The sequence below is a fragment of the Enterobacter sp. C6 genome (assembly GCF_008122455.1).
GTDB classification, from domain to species: Bacteria; Pseudomonadota; Gammaproteobacteria; order Enterobacterales; family Enterobacteriaceae; genus Enterobacter; species Enterobacter pseudoroggenkampii.
In genome coordinates this window covers 93,769-115,261 of the sequence record NZ_QPFW01000250.1, presented here as the reverse complement: position 1 = coordinate 115,261, position 21,493 = coordinate 93,769, and the positions used below count along the sequence as shown (strand labels likewise).

The following is a 21,493-nucleotide window of genomic DNA, read 5'->3' as shown; positions in this document are numbered from 1 at the left end:
GGCCGCACATACCCAATCTTAACGACGACGTCCCAGCTTCACCGACTTCAGCACCACAAACTTATTGTTCGTCGCAATGGTGACGCAGTTGCCGAAAATCTTCTTCAGCTTGTGGAAGTAGTCCAGGTGGCGGTTCGCCACGATGTACAGCTCGCCGTTGATTTTCAGGCAACGGCGCGCGTGGTGGAACATTTCCCACGCAACGTTATCCGTCAGGGCGTGCTTCTGGTGGAACGGCGGGTTACAGAACACGGCGTTGAAGCGGAACGGCTCTACGCCAGACAGCGCGTTGTTGATCATAAACTCGCAGCGGTCCAGCGCTTCCGGCATGTTGGTTTCCACGTTCAGACGGCTGGAGGCCACCGCCATCGGCGACTCGTCGCTGAACACCACGCTGGCTTCCGGGTTCTTCGCCAGCAGCGTCAGGCCGATCACACCGTTGCCGCAGCCCAGGTCGACAATCTCACCTTCCAGATTTTCCGGCAGATGTTCCATAAAGAAGCGCGCGCCGATATCCAGACCGGTGCGGGAGAAGACGTTCGCGTGGTTATGGATGGTCCAGTCAGTCCCTTCCAGCTTCCAGCTCAGCGTTTCTGGCGCGTCGGCCAGCTCAGGGGCGGCGAACGTACAGTTGATCAGGCGCGCTTTTTTCCAGGCCAGCGTCGTCGTGGTCGGGCCGAGGACTTTCTCGAACAGCTCGAGCGTCGATGTGTGAATATCGCGCGCTTTAGCACCCGCGATGATGCGCGTATCCGGCGTCACGACCTTACGCAGCGCGCGCAGCTGCTGCTCCAGCAGCGCCATGGTTTTTGGCACTTTGATCAGCACCACGCCGGGCGCCTGCGGGTAGTCCGCGGTGCTGTCGAGAAACTTCACGCTGGACTCTTCGATGTCGTTATGGCGCAGGTTTTCACGCGTCGCCAGCTCGCTCAGGTAGGAATCGCCGATGCTGTATGGCGTGTGCTCCGCCAGGGCGCATCCCAGCGCGCCAAACGCGTCATTCAGGATCAAAACCGGGCCGCGGATTTCAGTCTCATCCAACTGCTGCAGCAGATATTCATCCGCCGCTTCCCACGCCTGAAGCGGGTTAACGTCGTCCGTTTCCGGGAAACGTTTAAGGTTGAGTGAACGGAAACCGTTGTCTAAGTGGCTCATCGGCCCTCCTGAATGGTAAAATTTGGCGTATCCCTGAAAAGGGTGCGTGAGTATACCCGTTTTCGCATTAATTTGGGCTTTTGATGAACCAACTTACTTATCTCCAGGGCTATCCGGAGCATTTACTGACTCAGGTTCGCAGCCTGATTGCCGAGCAGAAGCTCGGTGCGGTGCTGGAAAAACGCTATCCCGGCACGCACGATTTCGCGACCGATAAGGCCCTATGGCAGTATACGCAGGATCTGAAAAGCCGGTATCTGAAGAGCGCGCCGCCGATCAACAAGGTGATGTACGACAATAAGATCCACGTGCTGAAAAACGCGCTCGGCCTGCACACCGCCATCTCCCGCGTGCAGGGCGGCAAGCTGAAGGCGAAGGCCGAAATCCGCGTCGCGACGGTGTTCCGTAACGCGCCGGAAGCGTTTCTGCGGATGATCGTGGTGCACGAACTGGCGCACCTGAAAGAGAAAGAGCACGACAAAGCGTTCTATTCCCTGTGCTGCCACATGGAACCGCAGTACCATCAGCTGGAGTTTGATACCCGCCTGTGGCTTACGCATTTATCGTTAAATGGTAATGCGGAATAGCGCACGCGAATTGTCATGATGACGTGCTACAGTGGCTAAAGGTTCCCCGCTACGGAGTACGTAAACGTTTATGATACGTTTCGCAGTCATTGGTACGAACTGGATCACGCGCCAGTTCGTCGACGCCGCCCACGAAACCGGCAAACTTAAACTTACCGCAGTCTATTCCCGCAGCCTTGAGCAGGCGCAGAGTTTTGCTAACGACTACCTCGTTGAGCATCTCTTCACTTCGCTTGATGAGATGGCGCAAAGCGACGCCATTGACGCGGTCTATATCGCCAGCCCGAACTCCCTGCACTTCCCGCAGACAAAGCTGTTTCTCAGCCACAAAAAGCATGTGATTTGCGAGAAGCCGCTGGCGTCGAATATCCAGGAAGTGGAAGCGGCCATTGCGCTTGCCCGCGAAAATCAGGTGGTGCTGTTCGAAGCGTTCAAAACCGCCAGCCTGCCGAATTTCCTGCTGCTGCAGCAGTCCCTGCCGAAAATTGGCAAAGTGCGTAAAGCCTTTATCAACTACTGCCAGTACTCGTCGCGCTACCAGCGCTATCTGGACGGCGAGAACCCGAATACCTTTAACCCGGCCTTCTCTAACGGTTCGATTATGGATATCGGCTTCTACTGTCTGGCCTCTGCCGTGGCCCTGTGGGGCGAACCGCACGGCGTAACGGCCACCGCCAGCCTGCTGGAGAGCGGCGTGGATGCGCACGGACTCGTAGTGCTGGATTACGGTGATTTCAGCGTCACGCTGCAGCACTCCAAGGTGAGCGATTCCGTGCTGCCGAGCGAAATTCAGGGCGAGGCGGGCTCGCTGGTTATCGAGAAGATCTCAGAGTGTCAGAAAGTGAGCTTTGTGCCGCGCGGCGGCAAAGCGCAGGAGCTGACGCAGCCTCAGCATATTAACACTATGCTCTATGAGGCAGAGGTCTTCGCCCGTCTGGTGGAAGACAACGAAGTGAATCACCCAGGCCTTGCGGTGAGCCGCACCACGGCGAAGCTGCAAACGGAGATCCGCCGCCAGACCGGCGTGGTGTTCCCGGCAGACGGCATCAGCGCGGAAGCGATCGCGTAAAGCTGTGTAATGAAACGGTGCAGACCATTGACGAAACCGATGGTCTGACATATTTTGTTACCTGCAAAGGGGAGTAACTTCTTCGCCGGTGGATCGTCATTACGATGCGTGCAATACCGCATCCGGTCGCCGGGCAACCCTCGTGGTTGTAAGTGAGACCTTGCCGGAAGGCGAGGTCTATGCATAAAAAGCTAACGGCTATCGTCTTCTGACCATGGCCGTTTTTGTTTTTTATGTGTAAGGAAAATAGTATGCATTCTGTCGGCACTCCCATGTTGTGGGGCGGATTCGCGGTTGTCGTGCTCATCATGCTGGCGATCGACCTCTTTTTGCAGGGGCGTCGCGGCGCACACGGCATGAGCATCAAACAGGCTGCGGCCTGGTCTCTGGTGTGGGTCACCCTCTCTCTGCTGTTCTGTGCCGCCTTCTGGTGGTATCTGGCCTCGACCGAAGGCCGCGCGGTTGCCGATCCTCAGGCCCTCGCCTTCCTCACCGGTTATCTGATTGAAAAAGCCCTGGCGGTGGATAACGTCTTCGTCTGGCTGATGCTGTTCAGCTACTTCGCCGTGCCTGCGGCCCTGCAGCGCCGCGTGCTGGTCTACGGCGTGCTGGGCGCGATTATCCTGCGTACCATCATGATCTTCGCTGGCAGCTGGCTGATTACCCAGTTCGAATGGCTGCTGTACGTCTTCGGCGCGTTCCTGCTGTTCACCGGAGTCAAAATGGCGCTGGCGAAAGAGGACGGCTCTGCGATTGGCGATCGCCCGCTGGTGAAGTGGCTCCGTGGACACCTGCGCATGACCGACAAGATTGAGAGCGAGCACTTCTTCGTGCGCAAGAATGGCCTGCTGTTTGCCACCCCGCTGCTGCTGGTGCTGATTCTGGTTGAGCTGAGCGACGTGATTTTCGCCGTAGACAGCATCCCGGCTATCTTCGCGGTGACCACCGACCCGTTCATCGTCCTGACCTCAAACCTGTTCGCCATTCTCGGCCTGCGTGCGATGTACTTCCTGCTGGCGGGCGCGGCGGAGCGCTTCTCGATGCTGAAGTACGGTCTGTCGGTGATCCTGGTGTTTATCGGTATCAAGATGCTGATCGTCGATTTCTACCATATCCCGATCGCCATTTCGCTCGGCGTGGTGTTTGGCATTCTGATCGTGACGCTGATTATCAATACCTGGGTTAACCGCCAGCACGATAAGAAGCAGCAGGTGGAGTAAAACGTTCGGTGCGGGGTGATGCCCTCACCCCGGCCCTCTCCCACAGGGAGAGGGTGAACACACATTTGTAACGCAGTAGTTAAAAAACATGACGCACCACGTAAAATCCAGCATTTTACGCTTCCCTCCCAAGACACTTTCCCTATACTCGACCAGGCAAACATTTACTTACATCCGGACATAAATGTGACTAAGAGCACATCCGGGATGGAACGCAATTTCACTTAAGGAACACTCATGACGACAACCTCATCGGGCCTGCTTGCGCGCCTGTCGCGCGGCAGCCTTGTTAAGCAAATACTGGTTGGACTGGTGCTCGGCGTCGCGCTGGCACTGATCTCAAAACCTGCCGCCGAGGCCACTGGCCTGCTCGGCACGCTGTTCGTCGGCGCGCTGAAAGCGGTCGCGCCGGTTCTGGTTTTGACCCTGGTGATGGCCTCAATCGCCAACCACCAGCAAGGGCAAAAAACCAATATTCGCCCGATTCTGTGGATGTACCTGCTGGGGACTTTCTCTGCGGCCCTGACGGCCGTGGTGGTGAGCTTTATCTTCCCGTCCACGCTGCAGCTGACCACCGGCGCTACCGACATTACCCCACCTGCGGGCATTGTTGAGGTGATGCACGGCCTGCTGATGAGCATTGTTGCCAACCCGATCCACGCGCTTATCAACGCGAACTACATCGGGATTCTGGTATGGGCCGTCGGCCTGGGCTTCGCTCTGCGCCACAGCAACGATACGACCAAAAACCTGGTTAACGACCTTTCTCACGCCGTGACCTTTATCGTGACGGTGGTCATCCGCTTTGCGCCGATTGGTATTTTTGGCCTCGTGGCATCCACGCTGGCAACCACCGGTTTCGGCGCGCTGTGGGGCTATGCGCAGCTGCTGCTGGTGCTGATTGGCTGTATGGCCGTCGTGGCACTGGTGATTAATCCGCTGCTGGTGTTTCTGCAGACCCGTCGTAACCCGTACCCGCTGGTGCTGATGTGCCTGCGCGAAAGCGGCGTGACCGCCTTCTTCACCCGCAGCTCGGCGGCAAACATTCCGGTCAACATGTCCCTGTGTGAGAAGCTGAATCTGGACCGCGATACCTACTCCGTATCCATTCCGCTGGGTGCGACCGTCAATATGGCGGGAGCGGCCATCACCATCACGGTGCTGACGCTGGCGGCGGTCAATACGCTGGGTATTCCGGTGGATCTGCCAACCGCGCTTCTGTTAAGCGTGGTGGCTTCGCTGTGTGCCTGCGGCGCATCCGGCGTGGCGGGCGGTTCCCTGCTGCTGATCCCGCTGGCGTGTAATATGTTCGGCATCCCGAATGAGATCGCCATGCAGGTGGTTGCGGTAGGCTTTATCATCGGCGTGCTGCAGGACTCCTGCGAGACGGCGATTAACTCCTCCACCGACGTGATGTTCACCGCCGCCGTGTGCCAGGCGGAAGACGCGCGTTTAGCGAAGAACGCCCTACGAGGTTAACAGCAAAACGGCAACCCTGAGGTTGCCGTTTTTAGTGTTTGTACCCTCTCCCCGTGGGAGAGGGCCAGGGTGAGGGCATCACGCCGCACCGATTAAAGCGTCACACCGCTCTTAAAGATCGCCAGCTCGCGGAAATCGTTCTTCTCGTTGCAGGTCTGCCTGCCGTTGGCAAATTCCACAATCGCGTCCACGAATTCCGTCAGCAGCTGCGGCATCGCCTTGCCGTGGATAAGCTGCCCGGCATCGAAGTCGATCCAGTGCTTTTTCTTCGCCGCCAGCTCGCTGTTAGTGGCGATTTTCACCGTCGGCACAAAACCGCCGTACGGCGTGCCGCGACCGGTGCTGAACAGCACCATATGGCAGCCGGCTCCCGCCAGCGCGCTGGTGGCGACAGCATCGTTACCCGGCGCGCTCAGCAGGTTCAGACCGTGGGTTTTCAGGCGCTCGCCGTAACGCAGAACGTCAACCACCTGGCTCGCGCCCGCTTTCTGGGTGCAGCCGAGGGATTTCTCTTCCAGCGTGGTGATCCCACCCGCTTTGTTACCCGGAGACGGGTTCTCATAAATGGGCTGATTGTGGGCAATGAAATACTGTTTGAAGTCGTTCACCATGGTGACGGTTTTTTCAAACGTCTCCTCGTCGCGGCAGTGGCTCATCAGAATACGTTCCGCGCCGAACATCTCCGGCACCTCGGTCAACACCGTCGTGCCGCCGTTAGCGATCACATAGTCCGAGAAGCGACCCAGCATCGGGTTGGCGGTGATACCGGACAGGCCGTCAGACCCGCCGCACTCCAGCCCAAACTTCAGCTCGCTCAGTTTGCCCGGCTCGCGCTTGTCATGGCGCATCACGTTATACAGCTGGTGAAGCTGCTCAACGCCCACCTCCACTTCGTCATCCTGGTGCTGACACACCATAAAATGCACGCGCTCAGGGTCAAACTCGCCCAGCGTGTCGCGGAAGGCATCAACCTGGTTGTTCTCGCAGCCCAGGCCAATCACCAGCACCGCGCCTGCGTTCGGGTGACGCACCATGTTTTGCAGCATGGTGCGGGTGTTAATGTGGTCATCCCCCAACTGAGAGCAGCCGTAGGTGTGGCTGAACAGATGCACGCCGTCGGTGCCTTCGGCATTGTTGGTCTCTTTCAGGAAGCGCGTCTGGATCTGACGCGCAATCCCGTTCACGCAGCCGACGGTCGGGAGGATCCACAGCTCGTTGCGGATCCCCACGTCGCCGCTGGCGCGGCGGTAGATCTGCACGTCACGATCCGCCGCCTGCTCTTGTGCCCCAGGTAAATCAGGTTGATAGCTGTACTCGTCCAGATCGCTCAGATTGGTGCGGGTATTATGGGAATGAAGATGTTCACCCGGCACGATATCCGCCAGCGCATGCCCAATCGGAAGACCGTACTTAATGACGTTGTCCCCTTTCGCGAGAGGCTTCACGGCAAACTTGTGTCCGCGAGCAATCGCCTGACGCAGGGTGACGCTCTGGTTATCAACGGTCACCACGTCGCCTTCAGCGAGATCCGTCAGCGCGACGGCCACGTTATCCAGCGAATGGATTTTGATGTATTGCATATCAACCTCAAACGGCCTTAGTTCAGTTCAATGCCGAAGTAGTCACGCGCATTGTTAAAGCAGATGTTTCTCACCATGTCGCCCAGCAGCTGGATATCCGCCGGCGCTTCGCCTGCGTGCACCCAGCGGCCAATCATCTGGCACAGAATGCGGCGGAAATATTCATGACGGGTATAGGACAGGAAGCTGCGGCTGTCGGTCAGCATGCCGACAAAGCGGCTCAACAGACCAAGCTGCGCCAGCTGCGTCATCTGACGCTCCATGCCGTCTTTCTGATCGTTGAACCACCAGCCGGAACCAAACTGCATCTTGCCCGGCATCCCTTCGCCCTGGAAGTTGCCGACCATGGTGCCCAGCACTTCGTTATCGCGCGGGTTCAGGCAGTACAGGATGGTTTTTGGCAGCAGGTTTTGTTCATTCTGTTTGCTCAGCAGTTTGGACAGCTCTTCCGCCAGCGGACGGTCGTTGATGGAGTCAAAGCCCACGTCCGCGCCGATCAGTTTGAACTGGCGCTGGTTATTATTGCGCAGCGCGCCGATGTGGTACTGCTGTACCCAGCCGCGACGCGCGTATTCCGCGCCGAGGAACACCAGCACCGCCGTTTTGAACTGCGCCACTTCGTGCTCGCTAAGCGATTCACCGGACAAACGACGCGCAAGGATGCTGTCCAGCTCGGCCTCGTTTGATTCCGCGAACAGCACGACGTCCAGCGCGTGGTCAGAGACTTTACAGCCGTGCGCCGCGAAGTGATCCAGACGTTTGGTCAGCGCGGTTTGCAGGTCAGCGAAACGGCGAATGTCGGTATCGGACACTTCCGCCAGCTTCGCCATGTAGTCGTTAAACGTGGCCTGCTCAATGTTGAAGGCTTTGTCCGGGCGCCAGCTTGGGAGCACTTTGATATCAAAAGAGGTGTCTTTGGCGACGACGGCATGATGCTCCAGGGAGTCAATTGGATCGTCGGTGGTGCCCACCATCTTCACGTTCATCTGCTTCATGATGCCGCGCGCGGAGAAGTTATCCTGCGCCAGCAGCGCATTGCAGCGATCCCAGATTTCATCGGCGGTCGTTGGGGAGAGCAGTTTGCCGGTGATGCCAAACGGACGACGCAGCTCAAGGTGCGTCCAGTGGTAGAGCGGGTTGCCGATGGTGTGCGGAACGGTCGCCGCCCAGGCGTCAAACTTCTCACGGTCGGTCGCATCGCCGGTGCACAGGCGCTCAGCGACGCCGTTGGTGCGCATGGCACGCCATTTGTAGTGGTCACCCTTCAGCCAGATGTCATACAGGTTTTTGAAACGGTAATTTTCGGCAACCTGCTGCGGCGGTAAATGGCAGTGGTAGTCGAAAATCGGCTGGTCTTTTGCGTAGTCATGATACAGGCGGCGAGCAAATTCGGTATCCAACAGAAAATCTTCGGTCATAAACGGCGTCATTATCGTCTTCCTCATTACGGGAGCGTCAGAAAGCGTATGTTCATATGCTGCAAAGTTATCACACCAATTTCCACCCGCCGAAGCTTTTTTCGTGAGTGAGATCAATAAACACCAACAAATAAATTACCCTCAATGGCGTAAACTCTTCTACAGGCCGCGCCATTACTGGCTTTGCGCGCAGCGATTAATGTCCCTACAAAGAATCATACATTTGTGATGTCACTCACCTTTTAAAGTTGTATGACAAGTTATCTTTTCGCCGTCGCAAACGCTAAGCCGACGGAATGCATTACCGGTGTGAGAGGCATCGGGTTTAACGGTACGGATACCGACTTATGCACGCTTACTTATGGCAAGGTTCGGGCCGTTCCGGGACATGCTCCCGCTACGCCCCTCCCGTTACACAACTGCTCCCGGAAACGGTTGAGAGGTTGCCGTGCTCTGGCGCGGACATAACATAACGATGAGGTTTTAGATGCGTAAAATTAAAGGGTTACGTTGGTATATGATCGCACTGGTGACGTTAGGCACCGTGCTGGGCTACCTGACGCGTAACACCGTGGCAGCTGCAGCGCCAACGTTAATGGAAGAGCTGCATATCTCCACGCAGCAATACTCCTACATCATTGCCGCCTATTCCGCGGCGTATACCATCATGCAGCCTGTTGCTGGCTATGTGCTGGACATTCTCGGTACCAAAATCGGTTATGCCTTCTTCGCCATCGCCTGGGCGGTGTTCTGCGGTGCCACCGCGCTGGCAGGCAGCTGGGGTGGACTGGCGCTGGCGCGTGGTGCGGTCGGTGCGGCAGAAGCCGCAATGATCCCGGCAGGCCTGAAGGCCAGCTCCGAGTGGTTCCCGGCAAAAGAGCGCTCCATTGCGGTCGGCTACTTCAACGTGGGCTCGTCCATCGGGGCAATGATTGCACCGCCGCTGGTGGTGTGGGCCATTGTGATGCACAGCTGGCAGATGGCGTTCATCATCTCTGGCGTGCTGAGCTTTGCCTGGGCAATGGCGTGGCTGATTTTCTATAAACACCCGCGCGATCAGAAAAAGCTCTCCGAAGAAGAACGCGAATACATCATTGGTGGTCAGGAAGCGCAGCATCAGACCAACAACGGCAAAAAAATGACCGTCTGGCAGATCCTGGGCACCCGTCAGTTCTGGGGTATCGCCCTGCCGCGTTTCCTGGCTGAACCGGCCTGGGGCACCTTTAACGCGTGGATCCCCCTGTTCATGTTTAAAGTCTACGGCTTTAACCTGAAAGAGATCGCGATGTTCGCCTGGATGCCAATGCTGTTCGCTGACCTGGGCTGTATCGTGGGCGGCTACCTGCCACCGCTGTTCCAGCGCTGGTTTGGGGTGAACCTGATTGTTTCCCGTAAGATGGTCGTCACCATGGGCGCGCTGCTGATGATTGGCCCCGGTATGATCGGCCTGTTCACCAGCCCGTACGTCGCCATTGCCCTGCTGTGCATCGGTGGCTTTGCGCACCAGTCCCTGTCCGGCGCGCTGATTACGCTCTCGTCTGACGTCTTCGGCCGCAACGAAGTGGCCACCGCCAACGGCCTGACCGGGATGGCCGCCTGGACCGCGAGTACGATGTTTGCGCTGGTGGTCGGCGCGCTGGCGGATACCATCGGCTTCAGCCCGCTGTTCGCCGTGCTGGCTATTTTCGACCTGCTGGGGGCGGTAGTGATCTGGACGGTGTTGAAAAGCAAATCGGCAGAAGAGCTGGCGAAAGAGTCCCTCGGGAAACCGGCGACGCAGAGTTAGCGAAAATGCGTTTCACCGAAGCCGCCTCCGGGCGGCTTTTTTAATGGCAAAATCTGGAGAGTGGCACGCAAAAGTGGTATAACAAATCATCTGCCGTACCCTGCCTGGAGCGCATATGGAAATCACCGAACCACGTCGTTTATATCAACAACTTGCTGCCGAGCTGAAAGATCGCATCGAGCAAGGGGTCTATCTTGTCGGTGATAAACTTCCCGCCGAGCGCTTTATCGCGGATGAAAAAAGCGTGAGCCGCACCGTGGTGCGTGAAGCGATTATCATGCTCGAAGTGGAAGGTTACGTTGAGGTACGCAAAGGCTCCGGCATTCACGTGATTTCTAATCTGCCGAAACACTCTCCCGTCGCGGACGAAAGTCTGGAATTCGCCAGCTATGGCCCGTTTGAGCTGCTCCAGGCTCGCCAGCTGATCGAAAGCAATATTGCCGAGTTTGCGGCGACGCAGGTGACCAAGCAGGACATCATGAAGTTGATGGAGATCCAGGAGAATGCCCGTAAGGAAAAATGTTTCCGCGATTCAGAGTGGGATCTGCAGTTCCACGTTCAGGTCGCCCTGGCAACCCAAAATACGGCGCTGGCGGCAATCGTAGAAAAAATGTGGACTCAGCGCGTTCACAACCCGTACTGGAAAAAACTGCACGACCATATCGATTCCCGTACCGTCGACAACTGGTGTGACGATCACGATCAAATCCTTAAGGCTCTGATTCGTAAAGACCCGCATGCCGCTAAGCTGGCGATGTGGCAGCACCTGGAAAACACCAAGCAGATGCTGTTCAACGAAACCAGCGATGACTTCGAATTTAACGCTGACCGCTATCTTTTCGCCGACAATCCCGTTGTTCATCTCGATACGGCATCCAGTGCCGCAAAATAGATGACCTTTCTGCTGGCAGGCGCTACGTTGCGCCTTCCGGCTTACATGGGTAAGCAAAACATATATAGTGTCAGCCTTTGTAAATCCCCTCGCTCACTTCCTGGGCTTACGCCAAAATCAACTCACCCCTGCAAATTCTGTGACGCAGAACGTTGGGCTTTGTTACAATTGGATTCAATTCCTTATTTTGTAAGTTAGTGCTTGCTAACCAGCCAATTAACAGGGAACAGTGTTGGCCACACCGCAATGTGTCCGCGAGCGACCATAATGAAATCACAACAATGTCGCCGTGCTGTTTGTCCCGGATAACAGGCGTGACGTTAACCGATTTCCAGGAACACTGAATGGAACTTTTGACCCAACTACTGCATGCCCTCTGGGCGCAGGATTTTGAAACGCTGGCCAACCCTTCCATGATTGGCATGCTCTATTTCGTCTTGTTTATGATCCTGTTCCTTGAGAACGGTTTGCTGCCTGCTGCCTTCCTGCCCGGTGATAGTTTGCTGGTGCTCGTCGGCGTGCTGTGTGCCAAAGGGGCGATGGCGTTTCCACACACCATTTTATTACTGACCGTCGCGGCCAGCCTCGGCTGCTGGGTGAGCTATATCCAGGGAAGATGGCTGGGCAATACCCGAATCGTCCAGAACTGGCTCTCGCACCTGCCTGCACATTATCATCAGCGTGCGCACCACCTTTTCCATAAGCACGGGCTTTCCGCGCTGCTGATTGGCCGCTTTATTGCCTTTGTTCGCACCCTGTTGCCCACCATTGCCGGGCTGTCGGGATTGAGCAGCACGCGCTTCCAGTTCTTCAACTGGATGAGCGGTCTGCTATGGGTGCTTATTCTGACGACGCTGGGCTATGCATTGGGTAAAACGCCGGTCTTTATGAAATATGAAGACCAGCTGATGTCCTGCCTGATGCTGCTGCCTGTGGTTCTGTTGGTCTTCGGCCTGATCGGCTCCCTGGTCGTCCTGTGGAAAAAGAAATACGGAGCCAGAGGCTGACGATGGTTATCTCACCGCTCGCTCTGCGCCGTTTTGCCTTTGCCGTGATTACGCTGGTGGTGCTCAGCGCCCTGCTGCTGGCCTGGAGCGCGCTTTCGCATCAGGAATCGACGCTGGCCATCCGCCCGGTAAACCAGGGTGCCAGCGTACCTGACGGTTTTTCTGTCTGGCATCATCTGGATGCGAACGGGATCCGCTTTAAGAGCATCACCCCGCAGGACGATGTTTTACTGATCAAGTTTGATTCCCGTGCGCAAAGTGCCGCCGCGAAAGTGGTTCTCGACCGTACGCTGCCGCACGGGTATATCATTGCTCAGCAGGAAGATGAGAGCCAGCCAGCTGCCTGGCTCTCATTGATTCGCGATACGTCGCATCGGTTTGGATAACTTCCAGGATTCCGAATCTTTTCACTCACTTTGGTGAATCCCCCGTTTACTTACTATGCTTAAGTACGCGGAGCACCCCTCGATGTACTCCGCATAACTTTGGATAGCGGCTCAAGCCGCAACACAATGGAAGGTTTCGATAATGAAATTCCGCATGACTCTGGCTCTGGCCCTTTTTTCTTTAAGCACAGCATCCTTCGCAAACTCTCTCTGTCAGGAGAAAGAACAGGATATTCAGCGTGAGATCGGTTATGCCGAAAAGCATAACAATCAGCACCGTGTTGATGGTCTCAAAAAAGCGCTGAGCGAAGTGAAAGCGAACTGTTCAGACAGCAAGCTTCGTGCCGACCACCAGAAGAAAATCGCTGAACAGAAGGACGAGATAGCCGAGCGCCGTCGCGACCTGCAGGAAGCGAAAGAGAAAGGGGATGCGGAAAAAATTGCTAAGCGCGAGAAGAAGTTGAAAGAAGCGCAGGACGACCTGAAAGCGCTGGAAGCTCGCGATTATTGAGTTAACGGAAATCTCAACAGGAGAGAGAATCATGTCAAAAGATACGACGTCTGAACATCTGCGCGCTGAACTGAAATCCCTGGCCGATACCCTTGAAGAGGTGCTGAACTCCTCTGCTGACAAGTCAAAAGAAGAGGTCAGCAAGCTGCACAGCAAGGCGGAGCAGGCGCTGAAAGAGAGCCGTTATCGCCTGGGTGAAACCGGTGATGCACTGGCGAAACAAACCCGTGAAGCGGCTGCCCGCGCGGACGAATATGTGCGTGATAATCCATGGACGGGTGTAGGGATTGGTGCCGCAGTGGGTGTGGTACTGGGTGTCCTGCTGACGCGTCGTTGATATGGAAGATCCTCGTCACGCACAAGGGCCTGCTAACAACGTCCTCGGCATCGGCCAGCGTATTTTAACGACGCTGGTCGGGATTGCCGAAACGCGCGTCCGGCTGGCAGTGGTCGAGCTGGAAGAGGAGAAAGCGAACCTCTTCCAGATGCTGCTGATGCTCGGGCTGACCATGCTCTTCGCCGCGTTTGGCCTGATGAGCCTGATGGTGTTAATCATCTGGGCCATTGACCCGCAGTATCGTCTTAACGCGATGATTGCCACCACCGTCGTTCTGCTGGTCGCCGCGTTGATCGGCGGTATCTGGACGCTGCGTAAAGCGCGCAAGTCCACATTCCTGCGCCATACGCGTCAAGAGCTGGCGAACGATCGCGCCCTGCTGGAGGATGACTAGCCGTGAGCGGTAAAGCCGAACGTCAAAAGCGAAAAGCGTACCTGCTAAGCCAGATCCAGCAGCAACGGCTGGACCTGTCTGCCAGCCGTCGCGACTGGATTGACACGACGCGACGGTTTGACCGGGGCTGGAATACCGTCCTGAGCCTGCGTTCATGGGCGCTGGTCGGCAGCAGCGTGATGGCTATCTGGTCCGTTCGTCATCCAAACATGCTGATCCGCTGGGCGCGTCGTGGATTTGGTGCATGGAGCGCCTGGCGTCTGGTGAAAGCAACGTTGCGGCAGCAGCAATTACGCTAGCCTTCTCGCCGGGTGGCGCTGCGCTTACCCGGCAAAATTCTCTCCCCCTCCCTTACTCAATATCTTTGAAAAAGATTGACAGTTTTCCTTGCTAACAATTGCCACCCTCCCCGTTTATGATGCTCTCCATCGACAGCAACGACGCGGTATCTACCCGGAATTGCAGACAAATAACGTTCAGCCGCTGATGTGGTTTCCTGGAGAGTAAAATGAAAAAATTAGAAGATGTTGGTGTACTGGTAGCGCGTATTCTGATGCCAATTCTGTTCATCGTGGCAGGTTGGGGAAAAATCACCGGTTATGCGGGTACCCAGCAGTATATGGAAGCCATGGGCGTTCCGGGGTTCCTGTTGCCACTGACCATTCTTCTTGAGTTCGGCGGCGGCCTGGCGGTACTGTTCGGCTTCCTGACCCGCACCACCGCGCTGTTTACCGCAGGCTTCACCGTGCTGACGGCGTTCATCTTCCACAGCAACTTTGCGGAAGGCGTGAACTCTCTGATGTTCATGAAAAACCTGACCATCGCGGGTGGCTTCCTGCTGCTGGCCGTCACTGGCCCGGGCGCATACAGCATCGACCGCGTTCTGAATAAGAAATGGTAAGCACGCTATACTGAATGAACACAAAGCGAGGAGACATCTCCTCGCTTTTGCTATCTGACGGAGGAGAAAAAATGGGACAACTCGTAGACGGCGTCTGGCAGGATGTCTGGTATGACACCAAATCCACCGGAGGTCGCTTTAAGCGCTCTGTTTCGGCCTTCCGTAACTGGCTGACCGCCGATGGTGCACCAGGCCCTAGCGGTGAAGGCGGCTTCGCGGCTGAGAAAGACCGTTATCATCTTTATGTTTCCCTTGCCTGTCCGTGGGCCCACCGCACGCTGATCGTGCGCAAGCTTAAAGGTCTTGAATCCTTCATTCCGGTTTCCGTCGTCAACCCGTTGATGCTGGAAAACGGCTGGACGTTTGACAGTGATTTCCCTGCGGCGACCGGCGACGAACTGTATCACCACGATTTCCTGTACCAGCTCTATCTGCGCGCCGATCCGCATTACACCGGTCGCGTGACCGTGCCGGTGCTGTGGGACAAGAAAAACCAGACGATTGTCAGCAATGAGTCTGCGGAAATCATCCGCATGTTCAATACCGCATTTGATGCCCACGGCGCCCGCGCCGGGGATTACTACCCGGTTGAATTGCGCGATAAGATTGATGAGCTGAACAGCTGGATTTACGACAACGTCAACAACGGTGTCTATAAGGCCGGTTTCGCCACCAGCCAGGAAGCGTATGACGAAGCGGTTGGAAAGGTGTTTGAATCGCTTGAGCGCCTGGAACAGCTCCTGGGCAAGCATCGCTACCTGACGGGCGATCGCCTGACGGAAGCGGACATTCGCCTGTGGACCACGCTGGTTCGCTTTGATCCGGTCTATGTCACCCACTTTAAGTGCGACAAGCACCGCATCAGCGATTACCTGAACCTGTATGGTTTCCTGCGCGACATCTACCAGATGCCGGGCATCGCGGAGACGGTCGACTTCGACCATATTCGCACCCACTATTTCCGCAGCCACAAGACCATCAACCCGACGGGCATTATCTCCATTGGGCCGTGGCAGGATCTGAATGAACCTCACGGGCGCGACGTCCGTTTTGGATAAATATCAAGGGCATCAATAGATGCCCTTTTTTAATTCACAATCTCCATCTATCCTTACTTTGATTGCTTAAAAAACAAGTGATTGACCGACTATTGAGGCAAGGAAAAATGGACTGGTATTTAAAAGTACTGCGCAACTACATTGGATTTGGTGGCCGCGCCCGCCGCAAAGAGTACTGGATGTTCGTTCTGGTGAACTTCGTCCTGATTATGGTGCTGGGCATCGTGGATAAAATTCTCGGCTGGGAGCGGGCTGGCGGTGAAGGCGTGCTGACCACCATTTATGGCCTGTTGGTCCTGCTGCCATCATGGGCGGTGCTGTTCCGTCGACTGCACGACACCGATCGTTCAGCGTGGTGGCTATTGCTGCTGTTGATCCCGATTGTGGGCTGGATCGTGATTTTGATTTTCAACTGCCAGAGCGGGACGCCGGGCGAAAACCGCTTTGGCCCCGATCCTAAGGTCGGCGCGTAAAATAACGCCCGGTGGCGCTTACGCTTACCGGGCCTACTCGTTCATTTATTGTGGTGGGCGAAGAGTTTGGGTATTTCGCGCAGGCACCATGATTTGGCTTCGCCCATGCTGTCGCGACGCCACGCCATAATGATATCCACTTCGCTGGTATACTCCGGGCTCACGACCCGCAGTCGCCCTTCTGCAATATCTTTTTCCACAAACGGGTACGGCATGGTCGCCACGCCCAGACCTGCCAGCAGCGCCTGCCGTTTGTCTTCCAGCGAGGTCACCGTCAGACGAGGCTGCTTATCCAGTAACTGCACCGTCAGCACCGGACGCTCGCGCGCGGTATCCGCGACCGCCACGCCGCGATACTTCACGCGCGTGACTTCAGAGAGCGGCTCCGGCTCCTGGTGAATCGGGTGGTTGGGGGCGGCAACGTAGACGTTCATCACGCTGTAGAGCTTGCGCGAGTTGATTTCTGACGATGAGCGGAAGTGCATGTCCGGCGCAATGACGATATCCGCCCTGCCCGTCTCCAGACGCTCCCACGCCCCTGCCAGCACCTCGGTGATGATCGACAGCTGCGTATTGGCCTTCGCTGCCAGGCGGTCCACCAGCGGGAACAGCGCTTCTGACGGCACCAGCGCTTCGGTAACTAACGTCAGATGGGTTTCCCAGCCGCGCGCCAGCGCTTCGGCGTCCGTGGTGAGCTTGTCCGCCGCCTCCAGCAGCACGCGGCCACGCTCCAGCAGCATCCGCCCGACGTTGGTGAATTTAGTTCGATGGCCGGAGCGGTCAAACAGCACCACGTCCAGCTCTTCCTCCAGCTTCTGCATGGTGTAGCTCAGCGCAGACGGAACGCGCCCCAGTTCATCTGCCGCCGCCGCAAAACTGCCGCGCCGATCAATCGCGTCCATGACGCGAAGCGCCTCAAGCGTCAATGCTCTCTCTTTAGCCATCTCGTTCTCATTCAGGAAATTTGAACATACCAGGCAGAATATCTGGCTAACAATGCAGCGTCCATACCTTTACCATTGTTTTAGTGTAAAGAGAGGTCAAGTTTATGATTACGACAAGAACAGCTAAACAGTGCGGACAAGCCGATTTCGGTTGGCTGCAGGCCCGCTACACCTTTTCCTTTGGACACTACTTTGACCCTAAACTCCTCGGTTACGCTTCACTGCGCGTGTTGAACCAGGAAGTGCTCGCCCCGGGCGCCTCCTTCCAGCCGCGTACGTACCCGAAAGTCGATATCCTGAACCTGATCCTGGAAGGCGAGGCAGAATACCGCGATAGCGAGGGCAATCATGTCCAGGCAAAGGCTGGCGAAGCGTTGTTAATTTCCACGCAGCCGGGAATCAGCTACAGCGAGCATAACCTCAGCAAAGACAAAACGCTGACCCGCATGCAGCTGTGGCTCGACGCCTGCCCTGAGCGGGAAAATCCGCTGGTACAGAAGTTAGATTTAACGGGCGATAAGCAGCAGTTGATTGCATCGCCGGATGGCAGCAAAGGGAGCCTGCAGCTGCGTCAGCAGGTGTGGCTGCACCATATCGAGCTGAAGAAAGGTGAACAGGCGAGCTTCCAGCTTCATGGTCCGCGCGCCTATTTGCAGTCTATTCACGGTACAGTGCATGCGGTGACGCATACGGAAGAGAAAGAAGCGCTCACCTGCGGCGACGGGGCATTTATTCGTGATGAAGCGAATATCACCCTGGTGGCGGATACGCCGCTGCGCGCGCTGCTGATTGATTTGCCGGTTTAAAGAATGCCACTTGCCCCTCACCCCAACCCCTCTCCCCAAAGGGGCGAGGGGCTCGATCGTTCCCTCTCCCCTTTGGGGAGAGGGCCGGGGTGAGGGGTAACGGGTTGGATTAATTCACGACACCTTACTCGCCATAATCTCAATAATCTGCCGGTCCGTGGCCTGCATCGAGCGGCACGCCAGCGCGCACAGGTTTGCGATTGACTGCTCCACATCGTGCGCCACAATCCCCTCGTTGCCCGTTACGCCCGACTCATCCAGCGCCATCATCACCGCTTTCCAGGCGCTACTGACGCTGGTTGAGACCTTCATGGCGCAGCTGTTTGACGCCCCGTCGCAGATCATCCCGCTGACGTCACCGATCATGCTTCCAATCGCCATCGCAATGGTCTGGTAACAGCCACCCATCAGCCACGCCATGCCCGCCGCAGCGCCCATCGCCGCCGTTGTCGCCGCACACAGTGCGGACAGGCGCGGAAGCTGATAATGAATATAGATCGCCGACAGATGCGACAGCATCAGCGCCCGCGCCAGCCTTTCGTCGTCAGCCTGAAGGTGTTCAGCCACGACCACCACCGGCATAGTGGCGGTGATCCCCTGATTGCCAGAGCCCGAATTGCTCATCGCCGGCAGCGTCGCGCCGCCCATGCGGGCATCCGAGGCTGCGCTGGTACGAATTACAATATCTGACCCCAGATCCTGCGCCATCCATCCGCGCGCGCGCTGCTTATCAAGCGTTGCGCCAATATGCAGCCCCCACTTCCCGCTGAGCCCTTCGCGGGAGAGCGCATCGTTCAGCCGCCCTGCCTGCAGGATAAAGCGGATCGCCTCAAACGGCACCTGCTCAACAAATTCCAGGATCTGCGACAGTGTAGTAGTTGAAAGCACCGCCAGCGGATCGTCATTCGTCTGGCACCGTTGATCGTCAAGCGTAAAGCGTGTTTCCCCCTGGCAAACCACTTCCACCACCCGCGTATGCCCCCCCGCGATGGTCACCATCGCCGAGAGATCCCCGGCATGAACGCAGGCGCGGGAATAGAGGATCTCATCACAGGGCTCCTGCAGTTTTACCTGCACTTGCCCTGCCTGAAGCAGGGCTTTGGCGCGGACCAGTGCATCGGCGGTGGCATCTTTCAACACCTCCAGTCCGGCGTGCGCGTTACCGCCAATCGCGCCCAGCGCCGCCGCAATAGGTAACCCGACCATACCGGTACCCGGCACCGTCACGCCCAGCCCGTTTTTCATCAGGTTCGGCGAGACCCACGCCTCAATCCGTGTGACCTCCCCCGACAGAAGGTCTGCGGCCATCGCACAGGCCAGTGCCAGAGAGACGGGTTCGGTACACCCAAGGGCAGGCTTCACTTCTTCCTGCACCGCGCGAATAAATTGATTCCATAAAGGATGAGTTTGCTCAGACATCGTTACGACCTTAATTACCCTCAGGAGAATGCGAGGAAAGGAGAAACACAAAGCAGCAGTCCGGTGATGACGATAATCACCAGCGATACGCCTTTATATTTATGCAGGGCTGGCACCTTGTAGACCAGCCATGCAGGTATCAGGCAGCCCACCATGCCGAAGATGGGGCTGCAAATGGAGGTGAAGCTCAGCACCGGCGCGTTCAGGACTATCGCGCTCCAGGCCAGCAGAATGGCGAACAGCATAATCCCGCGCTGGACGGCGTTTTCATTGATTTTCTCAGCCGGCATTCTGCGGCGCAGGATGTTCATGACGATACCCTGCGTCGCCTCGCGAAAGCCGAGATAGACGCCGAAGAACGCGGTCATCACGGCGAAGATATTGAGGATCACGCTGACGATTTTGACCCAGCCCGCGCCGTCACCGCTGATAAACTGCGCCGCAATCGCCAGAGCCGAAATGTTCTGCTCGTAGGCTTTAACCGCCTCATCGTGCCCCATCGCCAGCGTGAAGGAGACGGCGTAGAAAAAGACCGTCACAAACAGGATGCCAAAGGCAATATTCATCGCCCGCAGCGCTTTGTGGCGCGCCACCTCCACCGATTTTTCCCGTGAACGGTATGAGATCACCATCGGACTCAGGGTCTGAATAAACAGAATGGAGGTTAAGGTAAAGGGCAGCGTAATGATGGCGTTTTTAATCAACAGTCCCAGCGGCGGCAGCATGCCCACGTTGGCCAGATGCCAGAGCCCAATCATTGACAGCCCCAGCGCGGCTACCACGAATAATTTGGTCAGCACCATCAGGCTTGAGACTTTAAACAGCAGCTTTTCACCGCGCGACGAAATGGCCACCAGAATGCAGATCAGGCATAAACCGTAAAACGGATTATCTGATAACAAACCGTCGGTCACGCCGAAGGTATGCAAATACGAGGCGCTGTCGTTGGTGATGGCCGTAGAATAGACAAACATCCAGATCACCAGCATCACGAAATAGAGCGCGCCTAATAAGATGCCCCAGTTCTTACCCAAATAACCGCTAATTACGCTCGGGTAATCTTTGCACTCCGGTGATTCCGCCAGCGTATTAATAAACAGACGCTGGAATAAATACATGGCCGGATAGCCGATTATTGATGAGAGCAAAAATACCCACAGCCCCATTAATCCGACCTGCACGGGGAGAAAAACTATCCCCGCGCCGATAGCCATCCCGATACTCATGATGACCCAGCCCGTGTCGGTGCTGTCGAATTTAATCGCCTCCCGCCACTCGCTTTCACTCATTCCCGCCCGCCTTGCCGCGGGGGAATCACTCACAATCACACTGCTGTTTGTTGCCGTATCCATTGGGCACTCGCTTATTTTGTAGGGTAAACAGTTGTTTTTATTAGTTTCCGATCGCCAGCGATTGCGATTCAGATGGTTGCAGGTGAGTGTTATTGGTGTGGGAAGATCATATCCGGAGAGCGGGAGAAAAATGTCACAACATTAATAAGGATATTCTGCTTCTGGAGGAAATTTTGCTTCTGAAGTGGGATATTAAAAGCTAATTTTCTAAAAGTGACGCCGATCAAGAAATAAAAACCCGCGCCATGCGCGGGTAGGAAATCAGTTAGCCAGCGCGTTAGCCATATCCGTTCTAATTTGTTTACGCTGTTCCGGCGTCAAAACCTGGCTGACGTCGAAGTAATATTTCACGCGGTAATAACGGGTCTGCTCTTCAATTTTGCTAAAGGCAGCAAGCTGGCTTTTCACCGTGCTTTCGTCCCACTTGCCCGCCTGGAACATGTCGATCAGCGCGCCGTCCTTCACGCCCGTCATCGGGATCTTGCTGACATTTTGTTCCAGCTGCTTATGCAGACCTTCAATCTTCTTAACCTGCTCATTGCTGAGCTTCAGGTGCTGCACCAGCGGATCCTGCGATGGAGACGGAGCAGCCTCAACGTTCGCGGCCTGTGCCGTAAAACTACACACTGCCAGCGAGGCGGCGACCAGCGCAATACGGGTCATTTTCATCATCTTACTGTCCTTACATGCTGTTATAGGGAAAAGCAGGGGTATTGTTT

Annotated in this window: 23 protein-coding genes; 16 read left to right on the top strand and 7 right to left on the bottom strand. The window is 56.3% G+C overall.

Features of this window, described 5'->3' with window-relative positions; translation table 11 throughout:
• Positions 1 to 18: 18 nt before the first annotated feature.
• Complete coding sequence (gene rlmG / locus DOU50_RS22170) at positions 19 to 1,155, bottom strand: 23S rRNA (guanine(1835)-N(2))-methyltransferase RlmG (protein ID WP_148770288.1); 1,137 nt, start codon at positions 1,153 to 1,155, stop codon at positions 19 to 21.
• 83 nt (positions 1,156 to 1,238) lie between these two features.
• Here rlmG and DOU50_RS22165 point away from each other — a divergent pair, with 83 nt between their 5' ends.
• The 4 genes from DOU50_RS22165 (at position 1,239) to sstT (ending at position 5,510) form a co-directional block, all read left to right on the top strand.
• Entirely contained in the window at positions 1,239 to 1,742 is a 504-nt protein-coding gene (locus DOU50_RS22165) for a YgjP-like metallopeptidase domain-containing protein (protein ID WP_023333531.1), read from the top strand.
• 70 nt (positions 1,743 to 1,812) lie between these two features.
• Positions 1,813 to 2,811 carry a Gfo/Idh/MocA family protein gene (locus DOU50_RS22160; protein ID WP_032650326.1) on the top strand — a complete coding sequence of 333 codons (999 nt, stop codon included), beginning with the start codon at positions 1,813 to 1,815 and terminating at the stop codon, positions 2,809 to 2,811.
• Positions 2,812 to 3,062: 251 nt separating this feature from the next.
• Complete coding sequence (locus DOU50_RS22155) at positions 3,063 to 4,031, top strand: TerC family protein (RefSeq protein ID WP_148770286.1); 969 nt, start codon at positions 3,063 to 3,065, stop codon at positions 4,029 to 4,031.
• Between the two features lie 237 nt (positions 4,032 to 4,268).
• Positions 4,269 to 5,510, top strand: coding sequence for a serine/threonine transporter SstT (gene sstT, locus DOU50_RS22150; protein WP_148770284.1), 1,242 nt, complete (start codon positions 4,269 to 4,271; stop codon positions 5,508 to 5,510).
• A gap of 92 nt (positions 5,511 to 5,602) precedes the next feature.
• Here the strand turns inward: sstT and DOU50_RS22145 are convergent, their stop codons facing one another.
• Both DOU50_RS22145 and uxaC read right to left on the bottom strand, forming a co-directional pair.
• Positions 5,603 to 7,090: a UxaA family hydrolase gene (locus tag DOU50_RS22145; RefSeq protein WP_148770282.1), complete on the bottom strand. Its 1,488-nt coding sequence runs from the start codon at positions 7,088 to 7,090 to the stop codon at positions 5,603 to 5,605.
• Between the two features lie 17 nt (positions 7,091 to 7,107).
• Positions 7,108 to 8,520, bottom strand: a complete 1,413-nt coding sequence (uxaC, locus tag DOU50_RS22140) for a glucuronate isomerase (RefSeq protein WP_148770280.1) — start codon at positions 8,518 to 8,520, stop codon at positions 7,108 to 7,110.
• A gap of 475 nt (positions 8,521 to 8,995) precedes the next feature.
• Between uxaC and DOU50_RS22130 the strand changes: the two genes are divergently transcribed.
• The 11 genes from DOU50_RS22130 to DOU50_RS22080 all read left to right on the top strand — a co-directional run bounded on the left by DOU50_RS22130 (position 8,996) and on the right by DOU50_RS22080 (position 16,253).
• Complete coding sequence (locus DOU50_RS22130) at positions 8,996 to 10,294, top strand: MFS transporter (RefSeq protein WP_024906406.1); 1,299 nt, start codon at positions 8,996 to 8,998, stop codon at positions 10,292 to 10,294.
• A gap of 115 nt (positions 10,295 to 10,409) precedes the next feature.
• A complete protein-coding gene (gene exuR / locus DOU50_RS22125; RefSeq protein WP_023309288.1) occupies positions 10,410 to 11,186 on the top strand; it encodes a transcriptional regulator ExuR in 777 nt (258 codons plus the stop codon).
• A gap of 344 nt (positions 11,187 to 11,530) precedes the next feature.
• A complete protein-coding gene (gene yqjA / locus DOU50_RS22120) occupies positions 11,531 to 12,193 on the top strand; it encodes a DedA family general envelope maintenance protein YqjA (protein WP_024906405.1) in 663 nt (220 codons plus the stop codon).
• A 2-nt stretch (positions 12,194 to 12,195) separates the two neighbouring features.
• Positions 12,196 to 12,579 carry an EnvZ/OmpR regulon moderator MzrA gene (gene mzrA, locus DOU50_RS22115; RefSeq protein ID WP_148770278.1) on the top strand — a complete coding sequence of 128 codons (384 nt, stop codon included), beginning with the start codon at positions 12,196 to 12,198 and terminating at the stop codon, positions 12,577 to 12,579.
• Positions 12,580 to 12,721: 142 nt separating this feature from the next.
• Entirely contained in the window at positions 12,722 to 13,090 is a 369-nt protein-coding gene (locus DOU50_RS22110; RefSeq protein WP_008503142.1) for a DUF1090 domain-containing protein, read from the top strand.
• Positions 13,091 to 13,121: 31 nt separating this feature from the next.
• Positions 13,122 to 13,427 carry a DUF883 family protein gene (locus DOU50_RS22105; RefSeq protein WP_148770276.1) on the top strand — a complete coding sequence of 102 codons (306 nt, stop codon included), beginning with the start codon at positions 13,122 to 13,124 and terminating at the stop codon, positions 13,425 to 13,427.
• Between the two features lies 1 nt (position 13,428).
• On the top strand, positions 13,429 to 13,821 hold the full coding sequence (locus DOU50_RS22100; RefSeq protein WP_023333540.1) for a phage holin family protein: 393 nt from the start codon (positions 13,429 to 13,431) through the stop codon (positions 13,819 to 13,821).
• 2 nt (positions 13,822 to 13,823) lie between these two features.
• A complete protein-coding gene (locus DOU50_RS22095) occupies positions 13,824 to 14,120 on the top strand; it encodes a YqjK-like family protein (RefSeq protein ID WP_148770274.1) in 297 nt (98 codons plus the stop codon).
• A gap of 209 nt (positions 14,121 to 14,329) precedes the next feature.
• Positions 14,330 to 14,722, top strand: coding sequence for a DoxX family protein (locus DOU50_RS22090; RefSeq protein ID WP_023309292.1), 393 nt, complete (start codon positions 14,330 to 14,332; stop codon positions 14,720 to 14,722).
• A gap of 71 nt (positions 14,723 to 14,793) precedes the next feature.
• Positions 14,794 to 15,780 carry a glutathione S-transferase family protein gene (locus DOU50_RS22085; protein WP_024906402.1) on the top strand — a complete coding sequence of 329 codons (987 nt, stop codon included), beginning with the start codon at positions 14,794 to 14,796 and terminating at the stop codon, positions 15,778 to 15,780.
• Between the two features lie 107 nt (positions 15,781 to 15,887).
• On the top strand, positions 15,888 to 16,253 hold the full coding sequence (locus DOU50_RS22080) for a DUF805 domain-containing protein (RefSeq protein WP_032650333.1): 366 nt from the start codon (positions 15,888 to 15,890) through the stop codon (positions 16,251 to 16,253).
• 41 nt (positions 16,254 to 16,294) lie between these two features.
• Here DOU50_RS22080 and DOU50_RS22075 read toward each other — a convergent pair whose 3' ends face one another.
• Positions 16,295 to 17,197, bottom strand: coding sequence for a LysR family transcriptional regulator (locus DOU50_RS22075; RefSeq protein WP_032650335.1), 903 nt, complete (start codon positions 17,195 to 17,197; stop codon positions 16,295 to 16,297).
• 104 nt (positions 17,198 to 17,301) lie between these two features.
• On the opposite strand from DOU50_RS22075, the gene DOU50_RS22070 reads away from it, so the two are divergent.
• Positions 17,302 to 18,003, top strand: coding sequence for a pirin family protein (locus DOU50_RS22070; RefSeq protein WP_023309295.1), 702 nt, complete (start codon positions 17,302 to 17,304; stop codon positions 18,001 to 18,003).
• 114 nt (positions 18,004 to 18,117) lie between these two features.
• Here the strand turns inward: DOU50_RS22070 and DOU50_RS22065 are convergent, their stop codons facing one another.
• From DOU50_RS22065 to DOU50_RS22055, 3 genes are all read right to left on the bottom strand, one after another.
• Complete coding sequence (locus DOU50_RS22065; RefSeq protein WP_148770272.1) at positions 18,118 to 19,422, bottom strand: serine dehydratase subunit alpha family protein; 1,305 nt, start codon at positions 19,420 to 19,422, stop codon at positions 18,118 to 18,120.
• Between the two features lie 20 nt (positions 19,423 to 19,442).
• Positions 19,443 to 20,774 carry an amino acid permease gene (locus DOU50_RS22060; RefSeq protein ID WP_032650339.1) on the bottom strand — a complete coding sequence of 444 codons (1,332 nt, stop codon included), beginning with the start codon at positions 20,772 to 20,774 and terminating at the stop codon, positions 19,443 to 19,445.
• Positions 20,775 to 21,035: 261 nt separating this feature from the next.
• On the bottom strand, positions 21,036 to 21,446 hold the full coding sequence (locus DOU50_RS22055) for a Spy/CpxP family protein refolding chaperone (RefSeq protein ID WP_061716433.1): 411 nt from the start codon (positions 21,444 to 21,446) through the stop codon (positions 21,036 to 21,038).
• Positions 21,447 to 21,493: the final 47 nt, after the last annotated feature.